The organism is Planococcus sp. TJ-307, from assembly GCF_058268435.1.
Window position 1 is genome coordinate 129,296 of sequence record NZ_JBZDOJ010000002.1, and the last position, 26,382, is coordinate 155,677.

Below are 26,382 nucleotides of genomic sequence, written 5' to 3' on the forward strand. Positions count from 1 at the left end.
TAACGGTAATCCAAACAAAGGGGTAGGCCGATGATTATTCTATTAACTGTAGCAATAGCCCCGAGTTTAGCGTTGTTTAGTTATTTGTATTTGCGTGACCAGTTTTCCAGCGAGCCATCTAAATTGCTATTTCAAAGCTTTTTGTATGGTGCAGCTTTAACATTCCCTATTCTCTTTGTTCAATATGTTTTTGATGCAGAGGGCGTCTTTACCAATAGCTTTGCACAGAATATATTATTTTCCAGCTTTGTGGAAGAGTTTTTTAAATGGCTGGTTCTGCTAATTGCCGTTTATCGCCATGTTGACTTTGAAGATCCTTACGATGGCATCCTTTATGGGGCAAGCGTGTCTTTGGGTTTCGCCACAGTCGAAAATATATTGTATTTGTTGGAGTTTGGCATGCAAACCGCTTTCATACGTGCATTCTTGCCAGTATCCAGCCATGCCTTATTTGGCGTTGTAATGGGCTATTATTTTGGCAAGGCGAAGTTTTCCAAAAGCAGTAAACGCTGGCGGTTGATTGGCTGGGCATTTGCCAGCTCAGTGATTCTCCATCTTGCTTACAACTCAAGTCTTTATGTTTACGATAATATTATGTATGGAGCTATTCCATTTATGTTATTTCTTTGGTGGTTCGGCCTACGGAAAGTAAAGCAGGCCCATCAACTTTCGCTGTCACATTACCATGACCACAATTCGTCGGCGCAATCAGGTGAATAAAACAAATACCCTGAGAAAAAGTCTTATACATTAAGACTTTTTTTGTTTAAAAAAATATAACCTATTAGATTTTCTGACGGAGTCGAGTCTTCAAAGACACTCCCGCTTTTCTTATGTTAAAATATGATGAATACATATGATGAGGTGACTATTTTGACGAAACCGATACAAATAGCGATCGATGGGCCAGCGGCTGCGGGCAAAAGCACAATAGCGAAGATCGTTGCAGAAAAACTGGGCTATGTATACATCGATACCGGTGCTATGTACCGAGCGATTACATTAAAAGCTTTAGCTGAAGGAATAAACATGGCCAGCAATGAAGAAGCGGGCCAGTTGCTATCGAAAACAGAAATCGACCTGCAGCCGTCTGAAAATGGCCAGCTGGTTTTCCTTGATAAAGAAAATGTGACAGAAGCGATCCGTTCTCAGCATGTTACCAAAGCTGTTTCAGAAATGGCGGCGCATGAACTGGTTCGGATCCGGATGGTTGAGCTGCAGCAGCAACTCGCTGAAGGACGCGGAGTGGTTATGGATGGCCGGGATATTGGAACTGACGTCCTGCCGGATGCTGCACTAAAAGTATTTATGTCCGCATCAGTCGAAGAACGTGCAAGAAGACGGTTCGAAGAAAATAAAAAAAGAGATATCCGAACGCCTCTTGAAGAACTTCAGGCTGAAATTTCCGAGCGGGACAAAATGGACAGTGAGCGTGTTGTTTCTCCGCTGCGCCAGGCAGAAGATGCGATTTATCTTGATACAACCGACTTAACGATTGATGAAGCTGCGAAGAGCATATTAAAACTGGCTGAAGAGAGGTTGCTGTAAAGTGAATTTATACGCGTTTGGAAAAGGACTAGTGAAAACAGTATTAAGCCCTTTATACCGCTTTGAAATAATCGGCGCTGAAAATTTTCCGAAAGAAGGCGGCATTCTGCTGTGTTCCAATCACATACACGCACTTGATCCACCGGTAGTCGGAATGACAGCCCCAAGAACCGTCCATTTCATGGCAAAAGAAGAATTGTTCAAGGCGCCAATTCTTGGGCCGCTCTTGCCGAAAGTAAATGCTTTTCCTGTAAAGCGGGGAATGAGTGACCGCGAAGCTCTTCGTACTGCATTGAAGATATTAAAAAGCGGAGAAGTTGTAGGGCTGTTTCCTGAAGGGACGCGGTCTACAGATGGTGTCTTGAAAAAAGGGCTCAGTGGCGCAGGATTCTTTGCGCTGCGGGGCAATGCAGATGTAATGCCTTGCGCCATCATTGGTCCTTATAAGACGTTTCGCAAAGTTAAAGTTGTTTATGGTGAACCCATCCGAATGGAGCCATTTCGCGAGCGAAAAGCGTCAGTAGATGAAGTGACAGAAGCCATTATGTCCAGTATCCAGAAAATTCTTGATGACTATGCGGTTAATAAGTGATAATTTTTGTTTTTATTAGAGAATTCGAATAAAATAGAAAGTGGATAGTTTGTGAAGGAGGGCTACTTATGTCAGAGGAAACGAATATGATGGAAAACCGTGACTTCCAAACAGGAGATCGCGTAATAGGGATAGTTGCCAAAATAGAAGAAAAAGCAGTAACCGTAACAATTGAAGGGGCGCCTTTTGATGGCATTATTCCCATCAGTGAGTTATCAAGCCTGCATATCGAAAAGGCATCAGATTCGGTTGAAGTCGGAGATGAATTGCATCTGATCATCACGAAAGTAGAAGATGAAAATTTCGTTTTATCCAAACGCAAAGTGGATGCCGAGCAAGCTTGGGATGAATTAGAGAAAAAATTCGAGTCAGGCGAGATTATCGAAGCAGAAGTTAAAGATGTCGTAAAAGGCGGATTAGTCGTCGATTTAGGCGTCCGCGGATTTGTTCCGGCTTCTTTAGTGGAAGATTATTTTGTAGAATCATTCGAAGATTACAAAGGAAAAACGCTAACATTTAAAATTGTTGAAATGGAAAAAGAAAATAATCGCTTGATTCTTTCTCATCGAGCGGTTATTGAAAAAGAAAAAGAATCTCAAAAAGTTCAAGTCATGGAAAAAATTCATGCTGGAGACGAGATGAAAGGCAAAGTACAACGCATTGCGTCTTTCGGAGCTTTTGTTGATATCGGTGGTGTGGATGGTTTGGTCCACATTTCTCAGCTGTCGCATGAACACGTAGAAAAGGTCTCTGACGTTGTAACGGAAGGCCAAGAAGTGACAGTGAAAGTACTGTCTGTTGACCGGGATTCCGAACGGATTTCCTTATCCATTAAAGACACACTTCCTGGACCATGGGACTCTATAGATGAGAAGGCGCCAAAAGGTTCTGTTCATACAGGAACGGTCAAGCGTCTGGTCAGCTACGGTGCATTTGTGGAAGTCTTGCCGGGAGTGGAAGGACTCGTCCATATTTCTCAAATTGCGCATAAGCATATCGGAACCCCAAATGAAGTATTGACTGAAGGCGAAGAAGTTCAAGTAAAAGTTCTTGAAGTCAATAAAACCGATAAGCGTCTGTCACTTAGCATCAAAGAGCTGCAGGAAAAAGAAGGCGATCAGGATTTCTCGAAATACGATATGCCTGAAGAGTCTACTGGATTCTCGATCAGTGATGTAATTGGCGATAAACTAAAAGGGTTTAAGTCCGAATAAGATGTCGAGAGCTGAACGTAAAATGGATCATATACAATTTGCTTTATCGACAGGACAGAGCAGAAAGAACATGTTTGATGATATTCGGTTGGTCCATCAGGCCTTGCCGGATTCTGCAGTTTCCGACATCAGCATAAAACCAAAAACAGGTGATTTGAACTTGAAATCACCTGTTTTTATTAATGCCATGACCGGCGGCGGCGGCCGAGACACCGAGCAATTAAATGGATTGTTAGCACGGGTTGCGAAAGAGACGGGAGCGGCAATGGCCGTCGGGTCGCAGATGGCCGCGCTGAAAGACCGCAATGAGCGACAATCTTACGCGATTGTCAGAAAAGAAAACCCCAATGGCATTTTGCTGGCCAATCTTGGCAGTGAGGCAACAATCCAGCAGGCTCAGGAGGCGGTCGAGATGATCGAAGCCAATGCGCTGCAAATCCACTTGAACGTGGTGCAGGAGTTGACTATGCCTGAAGGTGATCGTGATTTTCGTGGAGCACTGGACCGCATACAGGCGATTGCAGAAGAGCTTACAGTGCCTGTGATCATTAAAGAAACGGGTTTTGGCGTGTCGCGTGAAGCTGCAGGGAAACTAAGCCGTACCGGAATTTCTGCAATAGATGTCAGTGGCTTTGGCGGGACGAATTTTGCCTTAATTGAAAATGAACGCCGCAGACGCAAGCTGGCGTATTTTGAAGATTGGGGCATTCCGACAGCAGCTGCAATTGTGGAAGTGAAGAGTGTTTTTGGCAAAACGGTTCTCGCTTCAGGCGGCATCCAGGATGCCCAGGATATGATCAAAGCATTTTTATTGGGTGCTGATGCAGTTGGCCTGGCTGGATCGTTTTTGAAAACAGCGATGCAGGATGGCGAAAAACAGCTAATCACTGATATTAATGGGCTTTATGAAGATCTTGCGATGATGATGACTGCGTTAGGAGCTAAAAATTTAGCAGATCTACAGAAATGTCCTGCGGTCATTTCCGGAGAGTTGGCGCAATATCTTACTGCAAGAGGCTACAATCCGGCATCTTACGCAAATCTTAAGAAAAACTGAATATTGCACATTTTAGGGGGATGGACATTTAACAGATGCCATCGCCTTTTTCGTGTATAATAGGCATATCAGAAGTGGAAGGATGAATTTAACTATGTCAAAACCGGTAGTAGCAATAGTTGGCCGGCCGAACGTTGGTAAGTCCACGATATTCAATCGCGTGGTAGGAGAACGGGTTTCTATAGTGGAAGATATTCCAGGAGTGACTCGTGACCGTATTTACAGTTCTGCAGATTGGCTGACACATGAATTTAACATTATTGATACAGGAGGCATCGATCTTCGAGACGAGCCATTCCTCGAACAAATTCGCCAGCAAGCAGAAATTGCTATGGACGAAGCGGATGTCATCATATTCCTTGTGAACGGACGTGATGGTGTCACAGCGCAAGATGAACAAGTAGCGAAGATCTTGTATCGCGCAAAAAAACCGGTTATTTTAGCCGTCAACAAAATCGATAATCCCGATATGCGCCACATGATTTATGATTTTTATACACTTGGAATGGGCGAACCTTTCCCACTTTCAGGATCACATGGTCTAGGATTAGGGGATCTATTGGATGAAGTAGCCAAAAACTTCCCGAAAGATGACGAAGAAGAATACCCAGATGATGTGATCAAGTTCTCATTGATTGGCCGCCCGAATGTCGGTAAATCTTCTTTGGTCAACTCATTTCTCGGTGAAGAAAGAGTTATTGTTAGTGAAGTGGCCGGAACAACACGCGACGCTATAGATACTCAATATGAATACAACGAACAGCCTTATGTCATTATTGATACGGCCGGTATGCGTAAAAAAGGGAAAGTCTATGAAACAACTGAGAAGTACAGTGTTTTGCGTGCATTGCGTGCGATTGAACGCTCGGATGTTGTTTTAGTGGTCTTGAATGCAGAAGAAGGCATCCAGGAACAAGACAAAAAAATCGCCGGCTATGCTCATGAAGCTGGAAAAGCAGTCATCATTATCGTCAATAAATGGGACGCCATCGAAAAAGATGAAAAAACAATGAATGTTATGACGCGAAAAATTCGTGAGCATTTCTTATTTTTGGATTATGCACCGATTATGTTTGTTTCCGCGATCAGCGGCAAACGAGTCCACAGCATTTTAGAAATTGTCAATAAAGTGAACGACAACCATTCAAGACGCATCCAATCAAGTACCCTGAACGAAGTCATTGAAGATGCAGTTGCTATGAATCCTGCGCCGTCTGATAAAGGCCGCCGTTTGCGCCTTTATTATGCAACGCAGGTGGCAATCAAGCCTCCGACATTTGTGGTCTTTGTCAATGAACCGGACTTGATGCACTTTAGCTACGAACGTTTCTTGCAAAATCGGATTCGTGAAAGCTTCGATTTCGAAGGAACTCCTCTTCGTTTGATTACAAGAGCTCGTACTTAAGGTAAAAGGTGGTTTCAGCTTATGGAAAAAGTATCTGTTTTTGGAGCAGGGAGCTGGGGAACAGCATTGAGCTATGTCCTCGCTCAAAATGGTCACGATTTATTGCTTTGGACACATCGCCAGGAACAGGCGGATGAAATCAATCAACATACAAACAAGCGCTATTTGAAAGATACCCGGCTGCCAGAAAGCCTGAAAGCAACCGGCGATTTGGCTCAGGCAGTTCATCACGGAGACATTTTTGTATTGGCAGTTCCAACAAAAGCCATCCGTGAAGTTTGTCAGGACATCAAAAAAATTCTGAATCGAAAAATTTTGTTTGTCCATGTTTCAAAAGGCATTGAACCGGACTCTTTAAAGCGAATCAGTGAAATGATTCGTGAAGAGATACCAGAACAATGGATTGAAGACGTTGTTGTGTTGTCAGGGCCAAGCCATGCGGAAGAAGTGGTGCAAGAGCACCCTACGACTGTTACAGCAGCTTGTGAGAATACCGCAGCGGCTAACCGGATCCAAGATTTGTTCATGAACCACTATTTCCGTGTTTACACGAACACGGATGTGATTGGTGTTGAAATTGGCGGCGCTTTGAAAAATATTATTGCGTTGGCAGTTGGGATAACGGATGGTTTAGGGTTTGGAGATAATGCCAAAGCTGCTATCATGACGCGCGGCCTGGCAGAAATTGCACGGCTCGGTGTGAAGATGGGAGCGACTCCTTTAACTTTCTCTGGGTTGACCGGAGTGGGCGATTTAATCGTCACTTGTACGAGCGTTCATTCGCGCAATTGGCGTGCAGGAAACATGCTCGGCAAAGGAAAGTCTCTGGACGAAGTACTGGAAGAAATGGGCATGGTTGTCGAAGGCATCCGAACTACAAAAGCGGCTTATCAGTTATCGCATGCATACAATGTTCCTATGCCAATAACAGCTGCACTTTATTCGGTTCTATTCGATGAGGTATCCACCGACGAAGCAGTTGAAAAGCTGATGGGACGCATGAAAAAGAATGAGATGGAAGATTTGATTAACTTACTTTAATTGTCACAAAAGAAGAGGGTGCTACAAGCTGCCTCTTCTTTTTTTATGCTATACTATTGACTGAAACACTATGAAAGGCGGGCAATTATGAGTGCTTTAGATAAAATGTGGGTATCATTTGCTGGAATTGCTTTTTTGATGATTTCAATGGGCTTTATCTACTTAAGCAGATACAAACTGAACAATGGCATCCTTAAATTTCTTTTTGCGTTAGTTGCATATATTTTGCTGATTCTTGGATTCTTTATCATGGTATTCACAGTATTCAGCGGCCCTACCGGCGGCGCATGAGGTGAGAAAAATGAAAAAAACAACATTAGCTGCATTGCTTCTCCTCGTTGTGGGATTTTTGGCTTCATGCGGATATCCACAAAGTGAGAGAGCCGAAAATCAAGTTCCCTACGAAGATCAATTGATTACTGTCCAAAATGCGGTCAATCAGTACAGAGGTGCAACTGGTGGGTTATTGCCGATAAAGACAAGGGATATGGAAGTTGATCAATACATCAAGTATCCAATTGATTTTTCGCTAATTGTTCCTACTTACACCGCAGAAGTGCCTACCAATGCATTTGAGACAGGCGGTATTTTTCAATATGTCTTAATGGACGTTGAGGAAAGCCCTACTGTAAAACTGGTCGATCTGCAAGCAGCAGAAGCCATCAGATCTGTCAATGTCCGCAAAAGTGCAAACGGAGGGCAGGCGCCAATTTCTGAAATCCTAGCAGATAACGTTTACAAATTTAACCACGAAGCAATGGGGTTTTCTGAAGAGCCAACAGTTGTCAGTCCCTATAGTGGTCGGAATTTGCCAATGGTGATTACGGGCAGTGGAGATGTCTATATCGATTATGCTATGGACCTTTATTCAGCTCTACAGGAGTATGAAGGTGAGTTAGAAGCTGGACAGGATATTCGATTTATTCTTTACGAAGATCATCCTGTCGTCCCAGCATATTCACTGCCGTACACAATAAATGAAGAAAACGAACCGATCTTTTTAGCAGAGTAAAAACATTGAGATAGCGCGTTTTTAATAGAAATGTCCCCTTTTTAGAAAATTTTGTTAGTATTTGGTGGTTTTATTGAAAAAGCGGGCTGTTTGTTGTTGCTATGCGATTTTCGTTGTGATACTCTTTTTACAGGATTGATGGTTGCATCCCCTTTGAGAGGAGGTGAATAGCATGAACAAAACAGAATTAGTGAACTCTGTTGCTGAAGCAGCTGAACTTTCTCGTAAAGACGCTGCCAAAGCAGTTGACGCTGCATTTGAGACGATTCAAGACGCTCTAACTAAAGGTGAAAAAGTACAGTTGATCGGTTTCGGTAACTTTGAAGTACGCGAACGCGCGGCCCGCAAAGGACGTAACCCACAAACTGGCGCTGAAATTGAGATCGCTGCAAGCAAAGTTCCTGCATTTAAGCCAGGTAAAGCGCTTAAAGACGCAGTGAAGTAAGCTTTAGCCTCTGTACATAGGATGACTTTTGCGAGACACAATCTTGCAAAAGTCATTCTTTTTTTGAGTCAACAATTTTGCGAAACACCTGTGCGTATGCTACGATTCATGTGAGAAAAGCGGAGGGAGCCGTTTAGACCCGACAGGCATAAGGCAGACCAGCAGGGTGGCGTTCTTTGCCGCACAGCTGGGTTGACTTATGACCCGAGGGTCTGGCTCCCGGAGCTAGACAGTGAGAAAAGCGGAGGCGGCCGTTCTGCTCCGACAGGCATAAGACGTTTTGGCGAAGCAGTGTGACTGAAAATCTACGTGCATTACATAAAATGTAAAATGAAAATTACCGGCAGCCATCCTGCTGCCAAAAAAATAACCGATTCGTCTTCAACAGGAGGAAACAGAATGATAGATGTAAAAGCGCAAAAAGTAGACCTGGATAAAATTGAAAAAGCTGTCTCGATGATTTTAGAGGCGGTTGGGGAAGACGTAAACCGAGAAGGACTGAAGGATACGCCTAAAAGGGTAGCTAAGATGTATGCAGAAGTATTTTCCGGATTGAAAGAAGATCCCAAAGAATATTTCAAAACCGTTTTTCATGAAGGACACGAAGAATTGGTGCTCGTCAAAGATATTCCTTTCTACTCGATGTGTGAACATCACCTCGTTCCATTTTTCGGCAAGGCGCATATCGCCTATATTCCGCGTGACGGGATCGTAACCGGGCTAAGCAAGTTGGCACGTGCTGTTGAAACGGTCGCAAAACGTCCGCAGCTTCAGGAGCGGATTACTTCAACAATTGCAGATTCACTTATGGAGACCTTAAATCCGCATGGAGTTTATGTAATGATTGAAGCGGAGCATATGTGCATGACAATGAGAGGAATCAAGAAACCTGGTTCCAAAACAGTGACAGCTGTTTCCCGTGGAATTCTTGAAACAGACGATATCAAACGTTCGGAAGTCATCACATATATCAATATGAACTAATACGGAAAAGCAGGTGGGAAAATGGCTCAGACAGAATATATTGTAATCCGTGCACAAGAAGACGGCGTGAACGTAATTGGATTAACACGAGGAAACGACACAAAATTTCACCATACTGAAAAATTAGACAAAGGCGAAGTGATGATTGCTCAGTTTACGGAGCACACTTCAGCTATGAAAATTCGCGGGAAAGCGGAAATTCATTCTGCCCACGGTATCGTTGAAAGCGACGCTAAAAAATAAACGATATTGGATGAAGGCAAGGCTTTGCCTGTGATATACTATAGTAGTATGGCTAAATCATGAATGGAGCAAGCAGTATGAAGGGACATCAAATACAATCAAAAATTAATGCTTTGGAAGTCGAGATATTGACTGCTGTACAGCAGCGGACTCTCGATCAATTTACAGAAGGCCCGTCCGTCAAAGAGTCTCGTTTGTTTTTTTTGCTATTGCCTTTTTTCGACGGGAAAAATTGGTCAGCTGAAATTGAATCTTCTGCAAAAACGGTGTCCATTGTCTATGCTGCTTTGCATGCCCATGACCAAGTCAGAGAAGACGTTCCCATCATCAAAGAGCAACAGCTGACGGTGCTAGCAGGGGACCTCTACAGCGGAATTTACTATCAGATGTTAGTCAACTCTAAAAACATTTCCATGGTCCAGCAATTGGCATCTGCTATTATCCAAGTGAGCGAAAAGAAAACTTCTTTTTTTGAAAAAACAATGCGCTCCGAGAACGAGATCGAAGAAGCCATAACGGTCATTGAAACTGAACTTTTATTAACATTTTATAGATTTTATAATTTTTCTGAATATACGCAGCTTGCAAAACAGACATTGCTTTATTTACGTTACGCTGAAGAGCTGAAGCTACTGCAGTCAAAAAAGTATACACATTTTTTGCGTGAACTGAATGGCAATCTTGTTCACGAAATTTACACAGAACATTGGTTGCTGGAAAAACTGGATAGCCTGCATGGGCAAATTTTAACGGCTATAGCCGACTGTTCACTTGATTACGAATTGACACAATTTTTGCTCCATCAAATAACCCCGCACCAGCATAGAGCTGAGCAGCTGACCCGAGAAGGATGACTGATATGCCTAAAACGAAAGAACAAAAGGTCCACGAAGTATTTGAAAAAATTTCTGAGAACTACGACCAAATGAATTCGGTCATTAGTTTCCAGCAGCACAACAAATGGCGTGAAGATACGATGTATAAAATGCAGGTTCCAAAAGGGGCAGCGGCTATCGACGTTTGTTGCGGAACTGCCGACTGGACCATCGCACTCGGTGAAGCCGTTGGGGAAACAGGCCGGGTTGTCGGGCTTGATTTTAGCCAGAACATGCTAAACGTTGGACATGAAAAAACCAAAGATATACCGCAAATTGAGCTAATCCGAGGAAATGCCATGGCTTTGCCTTATCCCGATAATTCTTTCGACTTTGCGACAATCGGTTTTGGATTACGCAACGTACCGGATTACCGCCAAGCGCTTTCTGAGATGCACCGTGTCCTTAAGCCAGGTGGGATGATCGCTTGCCTCGAAACGTCACAACCTGAAAATATTGTTTTCAAGCCATTTTTTAGACTATATTTTCGATTCATTATGCCGGTATTCGGTAAACTATTCGCTAAAAGCTACAAAGAGTATTCATGGCTGCAGGAATCGGCTAAATCTTTCCCCGGCATGAAACAATTGGCGAAGCTGTTCACAGAAGTCGGTTTTGAAAAAGTGAAATACAAGCCCTACACAGGAGGCGCCGCAGCCCTCCACCTAGGAATCAAAAAAGTAAACTAGCGGGAGAAGGATTTAAAGTGGAAAAGATGAAGTTGAAATTGCTCTATTCCGACCTTAGACCGGAACTGGAAATGATCGAGAAGGAATTGGAACAGGCAGTGGATTCCGAATCTCTGCTTTTAAATGATGCGTCTCTTCATTTATTGCAGGCCGGAGGGAAACGAATCCGACCTGTTTTTGTTTTGCTTGCAGGGAAGTTTGGCGATTACAATATCGATGTCATGAAACGTGTGGCTGTGCCGCTTGAGCTGATTCATATGGCTTCATTGGTCCACGATGATGTAATTGACGATTCGGAAATCCGAAGAGGCCAGCCAACTGTCAAAGCGCAATGGAACAACAGCGTGGCAATGTACACTGGTGATTTTATTTTAGCGCGTGCATTGGAGCAAATTACTGAAATTGAATCTCCACGGGTTCACGAGATCCTGTCAAAAACATTGATTGAAGTTTGTCGCGGTGAAATTATTCAAATCAAAGACAAATACAAGCTCGACCAAAACTTGCGCGATTATTTCCGGCGCATCAAACGGAAGACAGCGTTGTTGATTTCTTCAAGCTGTGAACTAGGTGCACTTGTTTCCGGTACGGATGAAAAGACAGCTGCACATTTGCGCCGTTTTGGCTATTTCATCGGCATGTCTTTTCAAATTATCGATGACATCCTTGATTTCACTTCTACAGATGAAGAGTTAGGGAAACCTGCAGGCAGCGATTTTATTCAGGGAAATATTACCTTACCCATTCTATGTGCACGGAAAGATCCTGAAATCTACGCTATGCTGCAAGCAAATTTGAATAGAGATTTGTCCAATGAAGAGCGATTGCGCGTTGTTCGGACCATACGAAACAGTTCGGCTATTGAAGAAGCGAAAGCGATGAGTGAGCGCTACTTGGAAAAAGCTTTGCGAGAACTTTCTTTCTTGCCGAAAGGACAAGCCGTGAAAACAATGCGCAAAATTGCATTCTTTATTGGCAAGCGCAATTTTTAAGTTGGCGGTTGACAAATGGTTCGACAATGATAGTATTTTTTAGTGTGGGCAAAAAGCCCGAGCTTTTAATAGAGGAGTGTTTACATTGGAAAAAACATTTTTAATGGTTAAGCCAGATGGCGTTCAACGCAACGTAATTGGAGAAATCGTCGCACGTTTTGAAAAAAAAGGATATCATTTAGCAGGTGCTAAATTGATGCAGATTCCTACTGAATTGGCTGAAGAGCATTACGGCGAGCACAAAGAGCGCCCATTCTTCGGTGAATTGGTTGAATTCATCACTTCAGGTCCTGTATTCGCAATGGTTTGGGAAGGCGAAAACGTTATTTTGACTGCACGTCAAATGATGGGCGCTACAAACCCTAAAGATGCAGCTCCAGGAACGATCCGCGGCGACTTCGCCGTTACTGTCGGCAAAAACATGATTCACGGTTCGGATTCTGCTGAAAGTGCAGAACGCGAAATCGGCCTTTTCTTTAAAGAAGAAGAATTGGTATCATACGAAAAAACAATGAACAGCTGGGTTAACTAATCCCTGTTATCGAAAAAACCGTCCCAAATTTGGGGCGGTTTTTTTATTGGAAGCAAAAACTTTAAAAGCAGGCTCATTTTCAATTGATTGAAGTTTCACTTTATGTCACTTTCTTATAGAATTGAAGAAATGCCTTATGGTATAGTGGTACATAAATACTTTAGCACGTTGAAGGGAGAAAGTGTAAATGCGTTATTTAACAGCAGGAGAATCACACGGTCCACAATTAACTGCCATCATAGAGGGGTTGCCGGCACAGTTGCCTTTGACGGCAGACCTGGTTAATAAAGAACTAAAAAGACGCCAAGGCGGACATGGCCGTGGAAGACGGATGCAGATTGAAAAAGATACGGTAGAGATCGTTTCTGGCGTTCGGCATGGCAAGACATTAGGTTCTCCTGTCGCTTTGGTCGTCACAAATGACGATTGGAAACACTGGACTTCTATTATGGGAATTGAACCGATCGAAGATACAGAAGAGGTGAAACGCCAAATTTCGCGTCCACGACCTGGACATGCCGACTTAAACGGTGGCATGAAATATGGTCACCGGGATCTGAGAAACGTCTTAGAGCGGTCTTCAGCGCGCGAAACAACAGTGCGTGTGGCCGTTGGCGCAGTGGCCAAGCAATTGCTTGCAGAACTCGGCATTAAAATTGTTTCACATGTGACCGAAATTGGCGGAATTAAAGTAAACCCAGAGAGCTACCTTGGGAAAACCGCAGACGAGATCCGTGAAATTGTAGAAAACGATGCGGTTTATTGCGCAGATCCTTCCGTTACCAAGCAGATGACGGATTTAATCGACCAAACTAAGAAAAATGGTGATTCTATCGGTGGGACAGTGGAAGTGATTGTAGAAGGCATGCCAGCAGGAATTGGCAGCTATGTCCATTACGACCGGAAACTGGACGCCAAACTGGCAGCGGCGATTATGAGCATCAATGCCTTTAAAGGTGTGGAATTTGGTTTAGGATTTGAAATGGCTAGAAAACCCGGCAGTGAGGTTCATGATGAAATTCTGTGGGACGAAGAAAATGGCTATACACGCAAAAGCAATAACTTGGGTGGATTTGAAGGTGGTATGACGACTGGGATGCCGATTATCGTCAGAGGTGTTATGAAGCCGATTCCTACCTTGTACAAGCCGCTACAAAGTATTGATATCGAAACGAAAGAGGCGTTCCAGGCAAGCATCGAGCGTTCTGACAGCTGTGCGGTTCCAGCTGCGTCGATTGTGGCTGAGCATGTAGTGGCGTGGGAAGTGGCGAATGCTTTGCTTGACCAATTTGAAGCAGACCAAATGCCGCGCTTAGCAGAAAACTTGAAGAACTACAAGAACTACACGAAGGAGTTTTAAGCATGAAACAATTGCGAGTCGAAGCTGATCGTCCTTATTCAGTTCATATCGGTGTGGGTGCGTTTGCTTTGTTTGCTGATGAGTACCGCCCTTTGCTGGAGAAAGCAGACCGCATTGTCGTTATTGCAGATGAGCAAGTAGCACAACTTCACTTGCCATACTTATTGGAATTTTTAACAGAATGGGACGTCCGTGTATGGACGGTTCCTGCCGGAGAAAGCGCAAAATCTGTGGAGACCTATATGGCTTGCCACAGCTTTTTGCTATCCGAAAACTGCTCTAGAGATTCTCTACTATTGGCTTTTGGGGGTGGGGCTACTGGAGACGTCGCAGGGTTTGTTGCTTCAACTTTTATGCGGGGGATTCCATTTATTCAGTTGCCAACTACGATTTTAGCCCACGACAGTGCAGTTGGAGGCAAAACAGCCATCAACCACGAGTTGGGCAAAAATATGATCGGTACTTTTTACCAACCAGAAGCAGTTTTATATGACAGCAAGCTGCTTGCCACTTTGCCGCCGGGAGAAGTTCGTTCTGGTATGGCTGAAGTGATCAAACATGCGTTTATTTCCAACGAAGAATGGTTGGAGGAATTGCTAGCCATTCGTGATTTCAATGACATGACAGAAGAGGATTTGAACCGGCATTTGGAAAAAGGCATTGCTGTAAAAGCAGCGATCGTTGAAGAAGATGAGTTTGAAGGCGGTGTTCGAAAGTACTTAAACTTTGGACATACATTGGCACATGCGCTGGAAGGCCATCTTGGCTATGGCAAACTTACGCATGGAGAAGCTGTTGTTTTGGGTATGGCATACGCCTTGCTGTTATCGGATCATGCTAAACTGAACAAATTTATAGAGTGGTCAGGTGTCAACGGTTACCCCCTCCATTTGCTGCGGGAAATCCAATTTGAAGATTTGTTGCCCTATATGAAAAAAGACAAAAAATCTTCCAGAGGTGTGTTGAACTTTGTGCTGCTTGAAAAGACAGGCATGCCGTTTGTTGAAAAAATAGAAGAGCAGCGTGCACAAGCAGCTTATGAAAAACTCGTCTTACAGATAGGAGAGGTGATTTGATGATACGTGGAGTCAGAGGTGCCATTACAGTTTCTGCCGATCAGCCAGAAGAAGTACTAAAAGAAACAGCCCGGCTAGTTTTAGAAATGGCCAAGGAAAATAACATTGAGCCGGACCAAGTTGCTTCTGTCATCATCTCAACGACGACAGACATTTCGTCAGCATTTCCTGCAAAAGCGGTTCGAACTATTGAGGAATGGACCTATGTCCCGGTTATGTGTACGCATGAAATGGACGTTCCTGGCGGCATGCCGTTGTGCATCCGTGTCATGATGCACGTCAATACAGAACTTGGCCAGAAAGAAATTCATCACATTTATTTGAATGAAGCCATAAAATTGCGTCCCGATTTGGCCGCTAAAAGCCAGGTGAGTTCGAAGTGACGACCCATATTTTAATCATTGGATTGGGCTTGATTGGCGGTTCATTAGCAAAAGCTCTTCAACGCAATCCGGATGTTCATGTGGCAGGGTATGATGCCGATCCATCAACTGCCAGAAAAGCGTTTAAAATGGGCATTATACATAGTTCTCCGCCATCACTTGAACAAGCCGCATCCGAAGCAAATATCATCGTCTTTGCTACGCCAGTTGGTGCTACAATTAAGCTGATGGAACAAAGCAAATACTGGAGTCTGAAAGACGACGTCATCTTGACGGATACAGGCAGCACGAAATTGCAGATTATGGAAGCGGCAAAAGGACTCAATCACTTGTTTATTGGCGGGCATCCAATGGCCGGTTCGCATAAGAGCGGTGTCGAGGCTGCGAAAGAGGTCTTATTTGAAAATGCCTTTTATATTTTAACGCCTGGAGACAACACGGACGAAAAACGCCTTCAGTTTTTGAAGGATTTGTTAGTTGTTACAAAAGCAAAAGTGGAAGTGCTCGCTGCTGAAGAGCATGACCACATGACTGCTATCGTCAGTCACTTTCCACATCTGATTGCGGCTTCACTTGTCCACCAACTTGACCAAGAAGATAAATTTCCGTTTGCCCGGCAATTGGCTGCTGGTGGATTCCGCGATACAACGCGCATTGCTTCAGCCAATCCGGAAATGTGGCGGGATATCACAACGCAGAACAACGCTATGATCGTTCAGCAACTTAGCAACTGGATGGAGCAGATGGATCAACTAAAAGATATGCTTGTGAAAAATGATCCAGAACCGATTCAACAGTTTTTTTCGCATGCAAAAATGGTGCGGGACGAACTTCCAATTGCGGGGCATGGTGCAATGTTTTCTGTTTTTGATCTTTACATTGATATACCGGATGTTCCCGGAAGCATTTCGGAACTGACGGGCTATTTGGCAGAAGAAGAGATCAGCATTGTCAACATTCGTATACTGGAAACGCGAGAAGATGTTTTCGGTATTCTCGTTATCAGTTTCCAAACAGCAGAAGACCGTGACCGTGCACAAAAATGCATTTCCGCACGGACAGTTTACGATTCGTATATTTCCTGAAAGGACGGATAAGCCGATGGCATTATCGCTAACTTATAAAAAACCGACCCTAAAAGGCAGCATTCAAGTGCCAGGTGACAAATCAATATCCCATAGAGCCATCATGTTCGGGTCAATGGCAACAGGTACGACGACTGTAGAAGGCTTTTTAATGGGAGATGACTGTTTAAGCACCATTTCCTGCTTTAGAAAACTAGGTGTTAAAATCGATATTACAGACCAGTTGGTGACCATCCAAAGCGAAGGTGAAGATTCTTGGCTGGAGCCGTCAGAAGTATTGGATACTGGCAACTCGGGAACGACGACTCGCCTAATGCTCGGCTTATTGGCTGGAACAGGTTTTCATTCTGTAATGGCGGGTGACGAATCAATAGCCAAACGTCCAATGAAGCGCATCATCAATCCACTGCGTGAAATGGGTGCAGATATCCGTGGGCGCATGGACGGACAATATACACCATTAGCAGTTCAAGGAACTGCGCTAAAAGCGATTGATTATACTTTGCCAGTAGCTAGTGCACAAGTAAAATCTGCAATTTTGTTAGCTGCGTTAAAAGCAAATGGCAAAACGATCATTCATGAGCCGATTGCTTCGCGCGACCATACAGAAATCATGTTGGAACATTTCGGGGCGACGATTACACGAGAAGATCACGTGATTAAACTGGAAGGTGGCCAAAAGTTGACGGCCGCGCATGTACAAGTTCCTGGTGATATTTCTTCTGCTGCGTTTATGATTGGGGCAGCTTTGATTACAGATGACAGCAAAGTAACATTAAAAAATGTTGGCATCAATCCGACGCGGACTGGTATTTTGGATGTAGTCGAACAAATGGGCGGCATTGTTGAAATAGAAGAGATTGATACGCAAGGAGAACGTTCAGCTGATTTGACTGTCACTTCAAGTGCGTTAAAAGGAATCGAAATCGGCGGAGATTTAATTCCACGATTGATCGATGAAATTCCATTAATCGCTCTCATCGCGACACAGGCAGTAGGCACAACTGTGATTAAAGACGCTGAAGAACTTCGGGTCAAGGAAACCGACCGCATTGCTGCAGTGGTCAAGGAATTGTCGAAAATGGGCGCAAACATCGAAGCGACAGAAGATGGCATGATCATTCACGGGCCAACACCATTGACAGGTGCTGCAATGACTTCTTACGGGGATCACCGTCTTGGCATGATGGCGGCCATTGGGGCATTGGCAGCTTCTGGGGAAATTGTGATTGACGATCCGGAATGTATATCAATTTCTTATCCGAACTTCTTTGAACAACTGAATTTACTGACAAATTGACTCTCCTAATGGAGAGTTTTTTTATTATGATAAACACATTCTTTGGTGTAGGATGAGAGTAAGAACGTGAAGGAAAAGGTGATAGAATGGCTAACTTACAAGAGATACAAAAAGCGGTGGAGCAAGGAGATCCAAATCTCCTAAATACATTGTTGGAGAGCTATTTGCTGCAGGGGGATCCCGATGAACAATATGGGTTGTCGGAATGGCTCGCAGAAATTGGCTTTGTAGAAGAGGCTATTAAAGTGCTGGAACATTTGCAATACATTTTTCCGGAAGAAGCACAGCTGATTATTGACCGGGCCAATTTGCTGATCGATGCCGATCGGGAAGACGACGCTTTGAATGCATTAATGGAAGTGCCCAAAGATGATGAATTATATGCACAGGCACTTGTCACACTAGCGGACTTGTTTCAGCTGCAAGGTTTGCTTGAAGCAGCTGAGAACCGCTTGAACGAAGCGATTGAACTGATGCCGGATGAACCGCTGCTGCAGCAAGCGAAAGCAGAATTGTTGCTGGATTCGGGCCGTTATTTGGAATCGGCAAAGATCTATCAAGAGCTTGAAGCCCAACAGGTTGTCATCGAAGGTGTCAACATTTCTGAACGGCTTGCAGAGGTTTACAGTGCTGGAGCTGCATATGAAGAAGCATTGCCTTATTACGAAAAAGCCTTGGAAGATTCCGCTACGCCAGATGTCCTGTTTGGGGCCGCTTTTGCCGCTTTCCAGACACGCCAATACGAAATGGCTGTCCGCCGGTTGGATGAATTGATTCGGGTCGATGCGGATTATTTTTCTGCTTACCTATTGAAGGCGCAAAGCCTGAACATGTCGGAAGACTATGAAGCCGCTTATCAAGCAATAAGCGAAGGTATCGCTAGAGACGAATTTGATAAAGAATTATACTTGTTCGCTGGCAAACTGGCCATGAAACTTGGCAAAGCACAAGAGGGTGTAGGCCATTTACGCCAGGCCATCGCATTGGACCCGGAATACATGGAGGCCATTTATACGCTGGTATCGTATTTCCATGCAGAAGAACAGGATGAAGACGTGTTGGAACTTGCTGCAATGGTAATTGAAAGCGGGGATGATTGGGCTGGTCTATACCCAATGATTGCAGAAGCCTACGAACGATCTGAAAATTATCAACAAGCTACTGCCTATTACGAAAAAGCTTATCCATCTTTTAAAGATGACTCCGCATTTCTTAAAAAATACGCCTTATTTTTAATTGAAGAAGGAAAACGAGCAGCTGCCCTCGAAATTATTAAAGAGTTGCAGGCATTAGAGCCTGAAAATCCTGAGTGGTTTGACTGGCAGCAATCGTTTGAATGAGAGGAGGAAAACTCATGACCGCTTCAGTTTCTATTGGTGAAAAAAAGCAATTTGTCCGTTGGTTTCTGCAATCGTACAAGATGAAAAGACGTGAATGCATTTGGATTCTTAATTACATGTTGAGCAACGAAGACCTGCTTGAAAAAACCCATTTTGTTGAAGAAGCACATTATTGTCCGCGTGCCATGGTCATGTCCTCTACCGAGTCGAAAGAAATACCTTTTCGATTTTATAAAGGAAATTTAATGACAGCAGATGCAGAAAAGTCGTTTCACGATTTGCGGCTGAACCCCGACGACGATTTGTATGTTCAATTGAACTTTCCGAGCATTCCGCCGCCAGCGCTCTACTTATCAGTGTTGGAAGAAAACCCGTATATGCCTAAAAATGCTTCAGTCAACGAACAGGATCGCTTAATTGCTGAGAAAATTCTTGAAGAAAGCATGTTGACCTTCCAAGAAGAAACAATTTACAAGCAAATTGATGAGGCATTGGACGCCAATGATCGTGAACGGTTTTTCGAACTGTCCGCGATGCTTCAAGCGTTTAAAACTTTCAAAAAAACGGAGAGTGAGTAAATCTTATGTACTTTGTTGGAAAAGAGATGGATCAGTATATAAAGCAGCAGGATTATGTGGATACAGCAGTAGTGCCGTTGCTTCAGTTGGATTTAAGTGCCAACGGAATGAAACCAAGTGCTGGGGCTTCGGAATACTTGCAAACTTTAACTGCATTATTGGAAAAGCAATTTAAAGGGCGGATACTTTTGCTTCCGCCCGTTTCTTATGCCAAAATAGCGAATCGGCAGCGAATTGCGGATGAACTATCAGAAGAACTGCAACAGACAGAGTTCAAGCATGTGTTTTATTTGACGACCGATTCTGAATGGCGAACCATTGACAGCCTGAAAAATGTTTTATGGCTACCTGCAATTCCCATCGAAGATATGGACCAATCCTTTAAGAAATCGGTCATGGAAGATCAGTTGAGACAAGTATTGCCGCGATTTACGAAAGAATGGTCACATCATTCATGAAATGTTCACAAACTCTGTGAATACGCTGATTGCGATATTGACCTAAAGATTTGATTGATATATCATTAGGTTGTCCTAGTAATTATATTTGAATGAGTATGTCCATTGGACTGACCTTGAATGTTAGAGGGGGGAAAAGGATGAGTAATAATCGTGTATCACGACGTCAATTTTTAGGCTACACATTAACAGGTGTAGGCGGCTTTATGGCAGCAGGAATGTTGATGCCTATGGTTCGTTTTGCGGTAGACCCGATACTTCAGCAACATGAAGGCGGAGATTTCGTTTTAACTGATCAAGCTGTAGCTGATATCACTGAAGAACCAGTACGTGTTGACTTTTCATACGAACAAACGGATGCATGGTACGTATCTGAAGTGACAAATTCAGCTTGGGTGTATAAAGAAGGCGATAAGTTAATCGCGCTTTCACCTGTGTGCAAACATTTAGGATGTACAGTGAACTGGGCCGGAGATCCAGAAAATCCGACACAATTCTTCTGTCCATGCCACGCAGGCCGTTATGAAAAAAACGGACAGAATATTCCAGGAACACCACCGCTTGGGCCACTGGATGAGTACGAAGTACGAGACCAGGATGGCTTTGTTGCTATCGGTGCAGTAAGAGAAAACACATTAGTTTAATAGTTAGGGGGTACGACACCAGTGCTAAACAAGTTATATGATTGGGTTGATGAGCGATTAGACATCACGCCTATCTGGCGTGACATTGCTGACCATGAAGTACCTGAGCACGTAAACCCCGCACACCACTTTTCAGCATTTGTTTATTGTTTTGGAGGACTTACATTTTTCATTACAGTGATTCAGATCTTATCCGGTATGTTCTTAACAATGTATTATGTACCAGATATTGAAAATGCTTGGCAGTCGGTTTATTATCTTCAAAACGAAGTTGCTTTTGGAGAAATTGTGCGTGGGATGCACCACTGGGGAGCTTCTCTTGTAGTTGTTATGATTTTCCTTCATACACTGCGAGTATTCTTTACGGGTTCTTACAAGAAACCTCGTGAACTGAACTGGGTCGTTGGCGTTTTGCTATTCGGCGTTATCCTTGGATTAAGTTTCACAGGCTACTTGTTGCCATGGGATATGAAAGCCCTATTTGCTACAAAAGTTGGGATTGAAATTGCAGCATCTGTACCAGTGATAGGGGAAACAATCAAAATTCTGCTTGCCGGGGATTCAACAATTCTAGGTGCACAGACTTTGACACGATTCTTTGCTATCCACGTCTTCTTCTTGCCTGCAGCTTTGCTTGGGTTGCTAGCTGCTCACTTTATCATGATCAGAAGACAAGGTATTTCAGGACCGCTATAATTTAGTCCGCAACACGGATTTATTAAGGAGGGAACACTATGCATCGCGGAAAAGGGATGAAATTTGTAGGAGATTCGCGTGTTCCAGGTATGGAATTCCGTAAGCCGAATGTTCCTAAAGATTACTCCGAATACCCTGGTAAAACAGAAGCTTTCTGGCCAAACTTCCTTTTGAAAGAATGGATGATTGGTTCAGTCTTCTTGATTGGATATTTGCTTTTGACTGTTGCTCATCCGTCGCCTCTTGAAGGCCAGGCTGATCCGACTGATACAGCATATATTCCTTTGCCTGACTGGTATTTCTTGTTCTTATACCAATTACTGAAATATGAATTTGCTTCCGGACCATTTAACGTCGTGGGTGCCATCATTATGCCGGGTCTAGCTTTCGGTGCACTGATGTTGGCTCCATTCTTAGACCGCGGACCGGAAAGACGTCCTTCGAAACGTCCATTGCCGACAGGATTTATGCTTCTTGCTGTGGCTTCTATCATATTCCTTACATGGGAATCGGTAGCAAATCATGACTGGGAAGCTGCTGAAGCGCAAGGACAAATTACGGAAGAAGTTGAAATTGATACAACTGATCCTGGATATGAAATTTACTCTGCTTCAGCATGTATCAGTTGTCACGGTGATAACCTTGAAGGGGCAGTTGGTCCAACGCTTGTTGGCACTGGCTTGTCACCAGAAGAGATCGCTGAAATTGCTGTCAACGGTATCGAAGCAGATGGAGCGCAAACCATGCCTCCTTCATTTGAAGTCGGTGTTGACGGATCAGAAGAAGATCTGCAAGTTCTAGCTGAATTTATTTCAGGCCTTGAAGCTGAATAATAAAAAGTATAAAGAGCCGGGAAACCGGCTCTTTTTTTCTACCCTGAAAGGAAGATCATCATGCAATCTTTCGCAATTAAAATTTCCGCCTGGCTGATGTACCGGCCATTTTTAATTTTATTGTTTTTTGTCAACTTGGGTGGAACAATATATGGATACATATGGTATGGCTGGCAATTGGCAATAACGGAGCCGATCTTTTTAATCTTTGTTCCCGACAGCCCAACCGCAAGTCTGTTTTTCACCATCGTTCTAGGGTTGTGGATTTTTGGCAAACGGAATCGATTAATTGAAGCTTTGGCTTTTGTGACTTTGATCAAATATGGTTTGTGGGCAGTTGTAATGAACTTGCTGACGCTTTGGGAAACCGGTTCGATTGGTTTGATTGGCTGGATGTTGATTGGTTCTCATTTCGCTATGGCACTTCAAGCGGTTCTCTATATAGAACATTATCGCTTTGGTTGGATTTCGGTAGCCTTAACTGCCGTCTGGACTTTGCACAATGATGTCATCGATTATGTCTTTGGGCAAATGCCAATTTACAGTACCTTAAGTGAGTACAGCAGCCAAATCGGCTACTTTACATTCTGGCTGTCCATAATCTGTGTCAGTTTCGCCTTTTTTGTGGCTCATCTGAACCGATCGCAATCCGTTTCGGTTGACCATAATTGACTAAGCCAAGTAAAATAAGAGTATAAAGCAAAGGAGAGGTGTTGATTTACACATGGGTTTTGGTGGCTATATCATATATTTTATCTTGTTGCTGATCATCCCGATTTGGGCTCAATTTAAATTAAAACGAACATACAAAAAGTACTCGAAAGTTCGCTCTACTTCCGGCCACACAGGGGCGCAAGTAGCACGCACCATTTTGGATGCCAACAATCTTCAGGATGTTAAAGTCGTAGAGAGCCGCGGTATGCTCAGCGACCACTACAATCCGATGACCAAAGTTGTGGCACTCAGCAGCCATAACTATCATGAAGCTTCTGTTGCTGGAACAGCAGTCGCAGCTCACGAAGTTGGACATGCGATACAGGATGCGGAAGACTATTCGTTTTTGCGCCTTCGCCATCGTTTGGTGCCAATCGTAAATATTTCATCGAATATGTCATGGGTATTTATCATGATTGGGTTCTTTTCCGCTTGGAGTGGGGCACTGTTGATCGGGATTATCCTGTTGGCAGCCGGTGTGGTTTTCCAATTGGTCACATTGCCAGTGGAGTTCAATGCTTCTAACCGGGCAATGGATCAATTGCTGTCGCACAACATCATTCGAAACGATGAAGAACGCCATGCTAAAAAAGTATTAAGTGCAGCCGCGATGACGTATGTCGCAGCTACTGCAGTTGCAGTTCTTGAACTGGGACGATTGATCTTGATTTACACAAGCATGAACCGTTCATAAAAAACGGCCCCGTAAAAGGGCCGTTTTTTCTATGTCCATATTTGGAAAGCTTTTCAGTACGAGATCACCCAATCGGCCTTTTTTCTTCATCAAGAGTAAATCCTTCGCCCATCACGTCATGGACTTCCATTAAGGAAACAAAGGCGTGGGGATCAACGGAATTGATGATGCTTTTCAATCGGACAATTTCATTTCTCGCGACCACACAGTACAGGACTTCACGTTCTTCTTTTGTGAAATGTCCATAACCGCGCAGAATGGTAATGCCTCGATCCATTTCGACAGCGATCCGGCTGGCGATTTCTTCTTGTGAATTTGAAATGATCAATGCCCCGCGTCCTGCATAAGCACCTTCCTGAACAAAATCAATGACACGAGCTCCCACAAATACGGCTACTAGTGTATACATCATGGAACGGTGGTCGAGAAATGTCAGCCAAGACAGCATAATAACGGCTGCATCAAACAGAAACATTGTCTTTCCCATGCTCCAGCCAATGTATTTTTGCGCCAGACGCGCAAGAATATCAACTCCACCTGTAGTCCCGCCAAAACGAAAAATAATGCCAAGGCCTACTCCAACAAAAACGCCAGCAAATAAAGCTGCCAAAAAAAGATCGTCCTGCAAGTTAATTTGAATCTCATAGACCAGAAAAATCTTCAGAAATACAGAAACCGCAACTGTTCCGATAATGGTATAAAAAAACACTTTTCTGCCCAACAGTTTCCAGCCAACGAAAAATAACGGAATGTTTAAGAGCAGGTTCATCAATGCCGGATCCCAATGGAATAAAAAATACAAAATCAACGTAATTCCGGCAAATCCGCCTTCACCCAATTCATTTTGGATATTAAAGTGAACAAAGCCAAAACTATAAATGGCCGCACCTAACAAGATAAAAAATATGTTTTTTATTTTCAGTTCTTTCAATTTAGCTAAGCTCCTTTCGTAAATAATTCCTTTTGTATTATCGTTCAATTTTAGTATTTTGACAACATCACCAGTTTTCTTTACGATTGATTGAGGAGTGTGATGGCATGAACAGTGATAAATCCATGAAACAGTTGCAGCAAGATGTTGACGAGTATATTGGACAATTCAAAGAAGGTTATTTTCAGCCGATGGAAATGATGGCCCGGATGACAGAAGAACTAGGTGAACTTTCCAGAGAAGTCATGCACGAATACGGACCTAAGAAAAAGAAAAGTTCCGAAACTGAAAACAGCATTGAAGAAGAAATGGGCGATGTCCTGTTCGTCTTGATTTGCATGGCAAACTCGATGGACATTGATTTGGCGCAGGCCCATGACCGAGTAATGGATAAATTCAACAGCAGAGACAAAGACCGTTGGACACGAAAGGATGGAGACAAATGACAATTCGCGTAGCAATTGCAGGGGCACGAGGAAAAATGGGCAAAGAAGCCGTACATACCGTAATGAACAATCCGGACATGGAATTGGTAGCTGTTCTGGATTATAAAGAAGTTGGAAAGACCTTAGCCGATACAAAGTTATTTCCGTCTGACTATACAGCACCAATCTTTTTAGACCTGAAAGCACTCTATTCGGAAACCCACCCGGACGTGCTGGTTGACTTGACCACACCTGAATTTGTATACGACCACACCAAACAAGCCTTAGAATTAAACATACGTCCAGTTGTTGGAACGACGGGCTTTTCAGATGAGCAGTTGGAAGAACTGACTACACTCGCAAAAGAGTCAAAAATAGGCTGCATCATTGCCCCGAATTTTGCAGTAGGTGCCGTCTTGATGATGAAGTTTGCAGAACAGGCAGCCAAGTATTTGCCGGATATTGAAATTATTGAAATGCATCACGACCAAAAGTTGGATGCTCCGTCCGGAACAGCGATGAAAACGGCTCATTTGATTTCCCAGGAACGTCCCATTCATGAACAAGGACATGTCCGTGAAAAAGAAACCATTCCCGGTGCGCGGGGTGCCAATTACGATGGCATGCGTATCCACAGCGTGCGTTTGCCTGGGCTCGTAGCTCATCAGCAGGTTCTGCTCGGTGGAGATGGCCAGCTTCTAACACTGCGCCATGACTCGTTTAACCGCGGCTCGTTTATGTCAGGCGTCGTTTTATCCATTGAAACTGTGATGGAAAAAGAAGAACTTATTTATGGATTAGAACATATTATCGTTTAAAGGGGAGAGACTATGAAAATCGCTTTGATTGCCCATGACCGAAAAAAAGATGACCTAATCCAATTTGTGACTGCCTATCAGCCAATTTTGGCCCAACATACACTTTACGCAACAGGGACAACAGGGCAGCGCGTCATTGATGGGACCGGCTTGCCCGTCATCCGCTTCCAATCTGGTCCCCTCGGAGGCGACCAGCAAATTGGTGCGATGATCGCCCAAAATCAAATGGATATGGTTATTTTCTTCCGAGACCCGTTGACTGCACAGCCACATGAGCCTGATGTGACTGCATTGATTCGTTTGTGCGATGTTTACGGCATTCCACTTGCGACCAATATGGGAACAGCTGAAGTGCTGTTAAAGGGGCTGGAAGAAGGATTTGTCGACTGGCGTTTGATCGGAGAGCGAAGAGGATAGG

The 26,382-nt window shown here is 43.7% G+C and carries 33 protein-coding genes; 32 read left to right on the forward strand and 1 reads right to left on the reverse strand.

The window, feature by feature from the left end:
* The first annotated feature begins 30 nt into the window (after positions 1-30).
* From prsW to AC4EHK_RS06960, 29 genes are all read left to right on the forward strand, one after another.
* Entirely contained in the window at positions 31-720 is a 690-nt protein-coding gene (prsW, locus tag AC4EHK_RS06820; protein WP_490978050.1) for a glutamic-type intramembrane protease PrsW, read from the forward strand.
* A gap of 153 nt (positions 721-873) precedes the next feature.
* On the forward strand, positions 874-1,548 hold the full coding sequence (cmk, locus tag AC4EHK_RS06825) for a (d)CMP kinase (RefSeq protein ID WP_490978051.1): 675 nt from the start codon (positions 874-876) through the stop codon (positions 1,546-1,548).
* Between the two features lies 1 nt (position 1,549).
* Positions 1,550-2,140 carry a lysophospholipid acyltransferase family protein gene (locus AC4EHK_RS06830; RefSeq protein WP_490978052.1) on the forward strand — a complete coding sequence of 197 codons (591 nt, stop codon included), beginning with the start codon at positions 1,550-1,552 and terminating at the stop codon, positions 2,138-2,140.
* Positions 2,141-2,208: 68 nt separating this feature from the next.
* The gene (gene rpsA, locus AC4EHK_RS06835; protein ID WP_490978053.1) at positions 2,209-3,354 is read left to right on the forward strand and encodes a 30S ribosomal protein S1; all 1,146 of its coding nucleotides are present in this window, start codon (positions 2,209-2,211) and stop codon (positions 3,352-3,354) included.
* Positions 3,355-3,376: 22 nt separating this feature from the next.
* Positions 3,377-4,411 (forward strand): type 2 isopentenyl-diphosphate Delta-isomerase, encoded by a 1,035-nt coding sequence (gene fni / locus AC4EHK_RS06840; protein ID WP_490978054.1) that lies wholly within the window; start codon positions 3,377-3,379, stop codon positions 4,409-4,411.
* Positions 4,412-4,505: 94 nt separating this feature from the next.
* Positions 4,506-5,816: a ribosome biogenesis GTPase Der gene (gene der, locus AC4EHK_RS06845; protein ID WP_490978936.1), complete on the forward strand. Its 1,311-nt coding sequence runs from the start codon at positions 4,506-4,508 to the stop codon at positions 5,814-5,816.
* A 21-nt stretch (positions 5,817-5,837) separates the two neighbouring features.
* Entirely contained in the window at positions 5,838-6,857 is a 1,020-nt protein-coding gene (locus AC4EHK_RS06850; protein WP_490978055.1) for an NAD(P)H-dependent glycerol-3-phosphate dehydrogenase, read from the forward strand.
* Between the two features lie 87 nt (positions 6,858-6,944).
* A complete protein-coding gene (locus AC4EHK_RS06855; RefSeq protein WP_490978056.1) occupies positions 6,945-7,148 on the forward strand; it encodes a DUF2768 domain-containing protein in 204 nt (67 codons plus the stop codon).
* A gap of 10 nt (positions 7,149-7,158) precedes the next feature.
* Positions 7,159-7,869: a YphF family lipoprotein gene (locus AC4EHK_RS06860; protein ID WP_490978057.1), complete on the forward strand. Its 711-nt coding sequence runs from the start codon at positions 7,159-7,161 to the stop codon at positions 7,867-7,869.
* Positions 7,870-8,041: 172 nt separating this feature from the next.
* Entirely contained in the window at positions 8,042-8,314 is a 273-nt protein-coding gene (locus AC4EHK_RS06865) for an HU family DNA-binding protein (RefSeq protein ID WP_006829858.1), read from the forward strand.
* A 399-nt stretch (positions 8,315-8,713) separates the two neighbouring features.
* The gene (gene folE / locus AC4EHK_RS06870) at positions 8,714-9,298 is read left to right on the forward strand and encodes a GTP cyclohydrolase I FolE (protein WP_490978058.1); all 585 of its coding nucleotides are present in this window, start codon (positions 8,714-8,716) and stop codon (positions 9,296-9,298) included.
* Positions 9,299-9,319: 21 nt separating this feature from the next.
* Positions 9,320-9,541 (forward strand): trp RNA-binding attenuation protein MtrB, encoded by a 222-nt coding sequence (mtrB, locus tag AC4EHK_RS06875; protein ID WP_142826459.1) that lies wholly within the window; start codon positions 9,320-9,322, stop codon positions 9,539-9,541.
* A gap of 77 nt (positions 9,542-9,618) precedes the next feature.
* Entirely contained in the window at positions 9,619-10,395 is a 777-nt protein-coding gene (locus AC4EHK_RS06880; protein WP_490978059.1) for a heptaprenyl diphosphate synthase component 1, read from the forward strand.
* Positions 10,396-10,400: 5 nt separating this feature from the next.
* A complete protein-coding gene (locus tag AC4EHK_RS06885) occupies positions 10,401-11,105 on the forward strand; it encodes a demethylmenaquinone methyltransferase (protein ID WP_490978060.1) in 705 nt (234 codons plus the stop codon).
* Between the two features lie 17 nt (positions 11,106-11,122).
* Positions 11,123-12,097, forward strand: coding sequence for a heptaprenyl diphosphate synthase component II (gene hepT, locus AC4EHK_RS06890; RefSeq protein ID WP_490978061.1), 975 nt, complete (start codon positions 11,123-11,125; stop codon positions 12,095-12,097).
* Positions 12,098-12,182: 85 nt separating this feature from the next.
* On the forward strand, positions 12,183-12,629 hold the full coding sequence (ndk, locus tag AC4EHK_RS06895; RefSeq protein WP_008431013.1) for a nucleoside-diphosphate kinase: 447 nt from the start codon (positions 12,183-12,185) through the stop codon (positions 12,627-12,629).
* Positions 12,630-12,816: 187 nt separating this feature from the next.
* Complete coding sequence (aroC, locus tag AC4EHK_RS06900; protein ID WP_490978062.1) at positions 12,817-13,989, forward strand: chorismate synthase; 1,173 nt, start codon at positions 12,817-12,819, stop codon at positions 13,987-13,989.
* Positions 13,990-13,991: 2 nt separating this feature from the next.
* The gene (aroB, locus tag AC4EHK_RS06905) at positions 13,992-15,065 is read left to right on the forward strand and encodes a 3-dehydroquinate synthase (RefSeq protein WP_490978063.1); all 1,074 of its coding nucleotides are present in this window, start codon (positions 13,992-13,994) and stop codon (positions 15,063-15,065) included.
* Positions 15,065-15,448, forward strand: coding sequence for a chorismate mutase (gene aroH, locus AC4EHK_RS06910; protein WP_490978937.1), 384 nt, complete (start codon positions 15,065-15,067; stop codon positions 15,446-15,448). The genes aroB and aroH overlap by 1 nt, the downstream gene beginning before the upstream one ends.
* On the forward strand, positions 15,445-16,533 hold the full coding sequence (locus tag AC4EHK_RS06915; protein WP_490978064.1) for a prephenate dehydrogenase: 1,089 nt from the start codon (positions 15,445-15,447) through the stop codon (positions 16,531-16,533). The genes aroH and AC4EHK_RS06915 overlap by 4 nt, the downstream gene beginning before the upstream one ends.
* 16 nt (positions 16,534-16,549) lie before the next feature.
* The gene (gene aroA / locus AC4EHK_RS06920; RefSeq protein ID WP_490978065.1) at positions 16,550-17,833 is read left to right on the forward strand and encodes a 3-phosphoshikimate 1-carboxyvinyltransferase; all 1,284 of its coding nucleotides are present in this window, start codon (positions 16,550-16,552) and stop codon (positions 17,831-17,833) included.
* An 86-nt stretch (positions 17,834-17,919) separates the two neighbouring features.
* The gene (locus AC4EHK_RS06925) at positions 17,920-19,173 is read left to right on the forward strand and encodes a tetratricopeptide repeat protein (RefSeq protein WP_490978066.1); all 1,254 of its coding nucleotides are present in this window, start codon (positions 17,920-17,922) and stop codon (positions 19,171-19,173) included.
* Positions 19,174-19,187: 14 nt separating this feature from the next.
* Complete coding sequence (locus tag AC4EHK_RS06930; protein ID WP_490978067.1) at positions 19,188-19,751, forward strand: ReoY family proteolytic degradation factor; 564 nt, start codon at positions 19,188-19,190, stop codon at positions 19,749-19,751.
* Between the two features lie 5 nt (positions 19,752-19,756).
* On the forward strand, positions 19,757-20,209 hold the full coding sequence (locus AC4EHK_RS06935) for a DUF2487 family protein (protein WP_490978068.1): 453 nt from the start codon (positions 19,757-19,759) through the stop codon (positions 20,207-20,209).
* A gap of 140 nt (positions 20,210-20,349) precedes the next feature.
* Complete coding sequence (locus tag AC4EHK_RS06940; protein WP_490978069.1) at positions 20,350-20,853, forward strand: Rieske (2Fe-2S) protein; 504 nt, start codon at positions 20,350-20,352, stop codon at positions 20,851-20,853.
* A 21-nt stretch (positions 20,854-20,874) separates the two neighbouring features.
* Entirely contained in the window at positions 20,875-21,549 is a 675-nt protein-coding gene (gene qcrB / locus AC4EHK_RS06945; RefSeq protein ID WP_142826446.1) for a menaquinol-cytochrome c reductase cytochrome b subunit, read from the forward strand.
* 38 nt (positions 21,550-21,587) lie between these two features.
* A complete protein-coding gene (locus AC4EHK_RS06950; protein ID WP_490978070.1) occupies positions 21,588-22,382 on the forward strand; it encodes a c-type cytochrome in 795 nt (264 codons plus the stop codon).
* Positions 22,383-22,442: 60 nt separating this feature from the next.
* Positions 22,443-23,054, forward strand: coding sequence for a lipoprotein heptaprenylglyceryl N-acetyltransferase LhaT (lhaT, locus tag AC4EHK_RS06955; RefSeq protein ID WP_490978071.1), 612 nt, complete (start codon positions 22,443-22,445; stop codon positions 23,052-23,054).
* Positions 23,055-23,106: 52 nt separating this feature from the next.
* The gene (locus AC4EHK_RS06960; protein WP_490978072.1) at positions 23,107-23,790 is read left to right on the forward strand and encodes a zinc metallopeptidase; all 684 of its coding nucleotides are present in this window, start codon (positions 23,107-23,109) and stop codon (positions 23,788-23,790) included.
* A gap of 64 nt (positions 23,791-23,854) precedes the next feature.
* Here the strand turns inward: AC4EHK_RS06960 and AC4EHK_RS06965 are convergent, their stop codons facing one another.
* Positions 23,855-24,721, reverse strand: a complete 867-nt coding sequence (locus AC4EHK_RS06965) for a YitT family protein (protein WP_490978073.1) — start codon at positions 24,719-24,721, stop codon at positions 23,855-23,857.
* A 107-nt stretch (positions 24,722-24,828) separates the two neighbouring features.
* Between AC4EHK_RS06965 and AC4EHK_RS06970 the strand changes: the two genes are divergently transcribed.
* The 3 genes from AC4EHK_RS06970 to mgsA are packed head-to-tail and all read left to right on the forward strand — an operon-like array spanning position 24,829 to position 26,381.
* Complete coding sequence (locus tag AC4EHK_RS06970; protein ID WP_490978074.1) at positions 24,829-25,167, forward strand: nucleotide pyrophosphohydrolase; 339 nt, start codon at positions 24,829-24,831, stop codon at positions 25,165-25,167.
* Complete coding sequence (gene dapB / locus AC4EHK_RS06975; protein WP_490978075.1) at positions 25,164-25,964, forward strand: 4-hydroxy-tetrahydrodipicolinate reductase; 801 nt, start codon at positions 25,164-25,166, stop codon at positions 25,962-25,964. The genes AC4EHK_RS06970 and dapB overlap by 4 nt, the downstream gene beginning before the upstream one ends.
* A gap of 12 nt (positions 25,965-25,976) precedes the next feature.
* Positions 25,977-26,381, forward strand: a complete 405-nt coding sequence (gene mgsA / locus AC4EHK_RS06980; RefSeq protein WP_142826439.1) for a methylglyoxal synthase — start codon at positions 25,977-25,979, stop codon at positions 26,379-26,381.
* The last annotated feature ends 1 nt before the right edge of the window (position 26,382 follow it).

Excerpts from the sequence above, each read along its gene's own strand:
- prsW (WP_490978050.1), top strand. The coding sequence starts at position 31 with ATGATTATTCTATTAACTGTAGCAATAGCCCCGAGTTTAGCGTTGTTT.
- rpsA (WP_490978053.1), top strand. The coding sequence starts at position 2,209 with ATGTCAGAGGAAACGAATATGATGGAAAACCGTGACTTCCAAACAGGA.
- fni (WP_490978054.1), top strand. The coding sequence starts at position 3,377 with ATGGATCATATACAATTTGCTTTATCGACAGGACAGAGCAGAAAGAAC.
- der (WP_490978936.1), top strand. The coding sequence starts at position 4,506 with ATGTCAAAACCGGTAGTAGCAATAGTTGGCCGGCCGAACGTTGGTAAG.
- AC4EHK_RS06850 (WP_490978055.1), top strand. The coding sequence starts at position 5,838 with ATGGAAAAAGTATCTGTTTTTGGAGCAGGGAGCTGGGGAACAGCATTG.
- AC4EHK_RS06855 (WP_490978056.1), top strand. The coding sequence starts at position 6,945 with ATGAGTGCTTTAGATAAAATGTGGGTATCATTTGCTGGAATTGCTTTT.
- AC4EHK_RS06860 (WP_490978057.1), top strand. The coding sequence starts at position 7,159 with ATGAAAAAAACAACATTAGCTGCATTGCTTCTCCTCGTTGTGGGATTT.
- AC4EHK_RS06865 (WP_006829858.1), top strand. The coding sequence starts at position 8,042 with ATGAACAAAACAGAATTAGTGAACTCTGTTGCTGAAGCAGCTGAACTT.
- folE (WP_490978058.1), top strand. The coding sequence starts at position 8,714 with ATGATAGATGTAAAAGCGCAAAAAGTAGACCTGGATAAAATTGAAAAA.
- mtrB (WP_142826459.1), top strand. The coding sequence starts at position 9,320 with ATGGCTCAGACAGAATATATTGTAATCCGTGCACAAGAAGACGGCGTG.
- AC4EHK_RS06880 (WP_490978059.1), top strand. The coding sequence starts at position 9,619 with ATGAAGGGACATCAAATACAATCAAAAATTAATGCTTTGGAAGTCGAG.
- AC4EHK_RS06885 (WP_490978060.1), top strand. The coding sequence starts at position 10,401 with ATGCCTAAAACGAAAGAACAAAAGGTCCACGAAGTATTTGAAAAAATT.
- aroC (WP_490978062.1), top strand. The coding sequence starts at position 12,817 with ATGCGTTATTTAACAGCAGGAGAATCACACGGTCCACAATTAACTGCC.
- aroB (WP_490978063.1), top strand. The coding sequence starts at position 13,992 with ATGAAACAATTGCGAGTCGAAGCTGATCGTCCTTATTCAGTTCATATC.
- aroH (WP_490978937.1), top strand. The coding sequence starts at position 15,065 with ATGATACGTGGAGTCAGAGGTGCCATTACAGTTTCTGCCGATCAGCCA.
- aroA (WP_490978065.1), top strand. The coding sequence starts at position 16,550 with ATGGCATTATCGCTAACTTATAAAAAACCGACCCTAAAAGGCAGCATT.
- AC4EHK_RS06925 (WP_490978066.1), top strand. The coding sequence starts at position 17,920 with ATGGCTAACTTACAAGAGATACAAAAAGCGGTGGAGCAAGGAGATCCA.
- AC4EHK_RS06930 (WP_490978067.1), top strand. The coding sequence starts at position 19,188 with ATGACCGCTTCAGTTTCTATTGGTGAAAAAAAGCAATTTGTCCGTTGG.
- AC4EHK_RS06935 (WP_490978068.1), top strand. The coding sequence starts at position 19,757 with ATGTACTTTGTTGGAAAAGAGATGGATCAGTATATAAAGCAGCAGGAT.
- AC4EHK_RS06940 (WP_490978069.1), top strand. The coding sequence starts at position 20,350 with ATGAGTAATAATCGTGTATCACGACGTCAATTTTTAGGCTACACATTA.
- AC4EHK_RS06950 (WP_490978070.1), top strand. The coding sequence starts at position 21,588 with ATGCATCGCGGAAAAGGGATGAAATTTGTAGGAGATTCGCGTGTTCCA.
- lhaT (WP_490978071.1), top strand. The coding sequence starts at position 22,443 with ATGCAATCTTTCGCAATTAAAATTTCCGCCTGGCTGATGTACCGGCCA.
- AC4EHK_RS06960 (WP_490978072.1), top strand. The coding sequence starts at position 23,107 with ATGGGTTTTGGTGGCTATATCATATATTTTATCTTGTTGCTGATCATC.
- AC4EHK_RS06970 (WP_490978074.1), top strand. The coding sequence starts at position 24,829 with ATGAACAGTGATAAATCCATGAAACAGTTGCAGCAAGATGTTGACGAG.
- dapB (WP_490978075.1), top strand. The coding sequence starts at position 25,164 with ATGACAATTCGCGTAGCAATTGCAGGGGCACGAGGAAAAATGGGCAAA.
- mgsA (WP_142826439.1), top strand. The coding sequence starts at position 25,977 with ATGAAAATCGCTTTGATTGCCCATGACCGAAAAAAAGATGACCTAATC.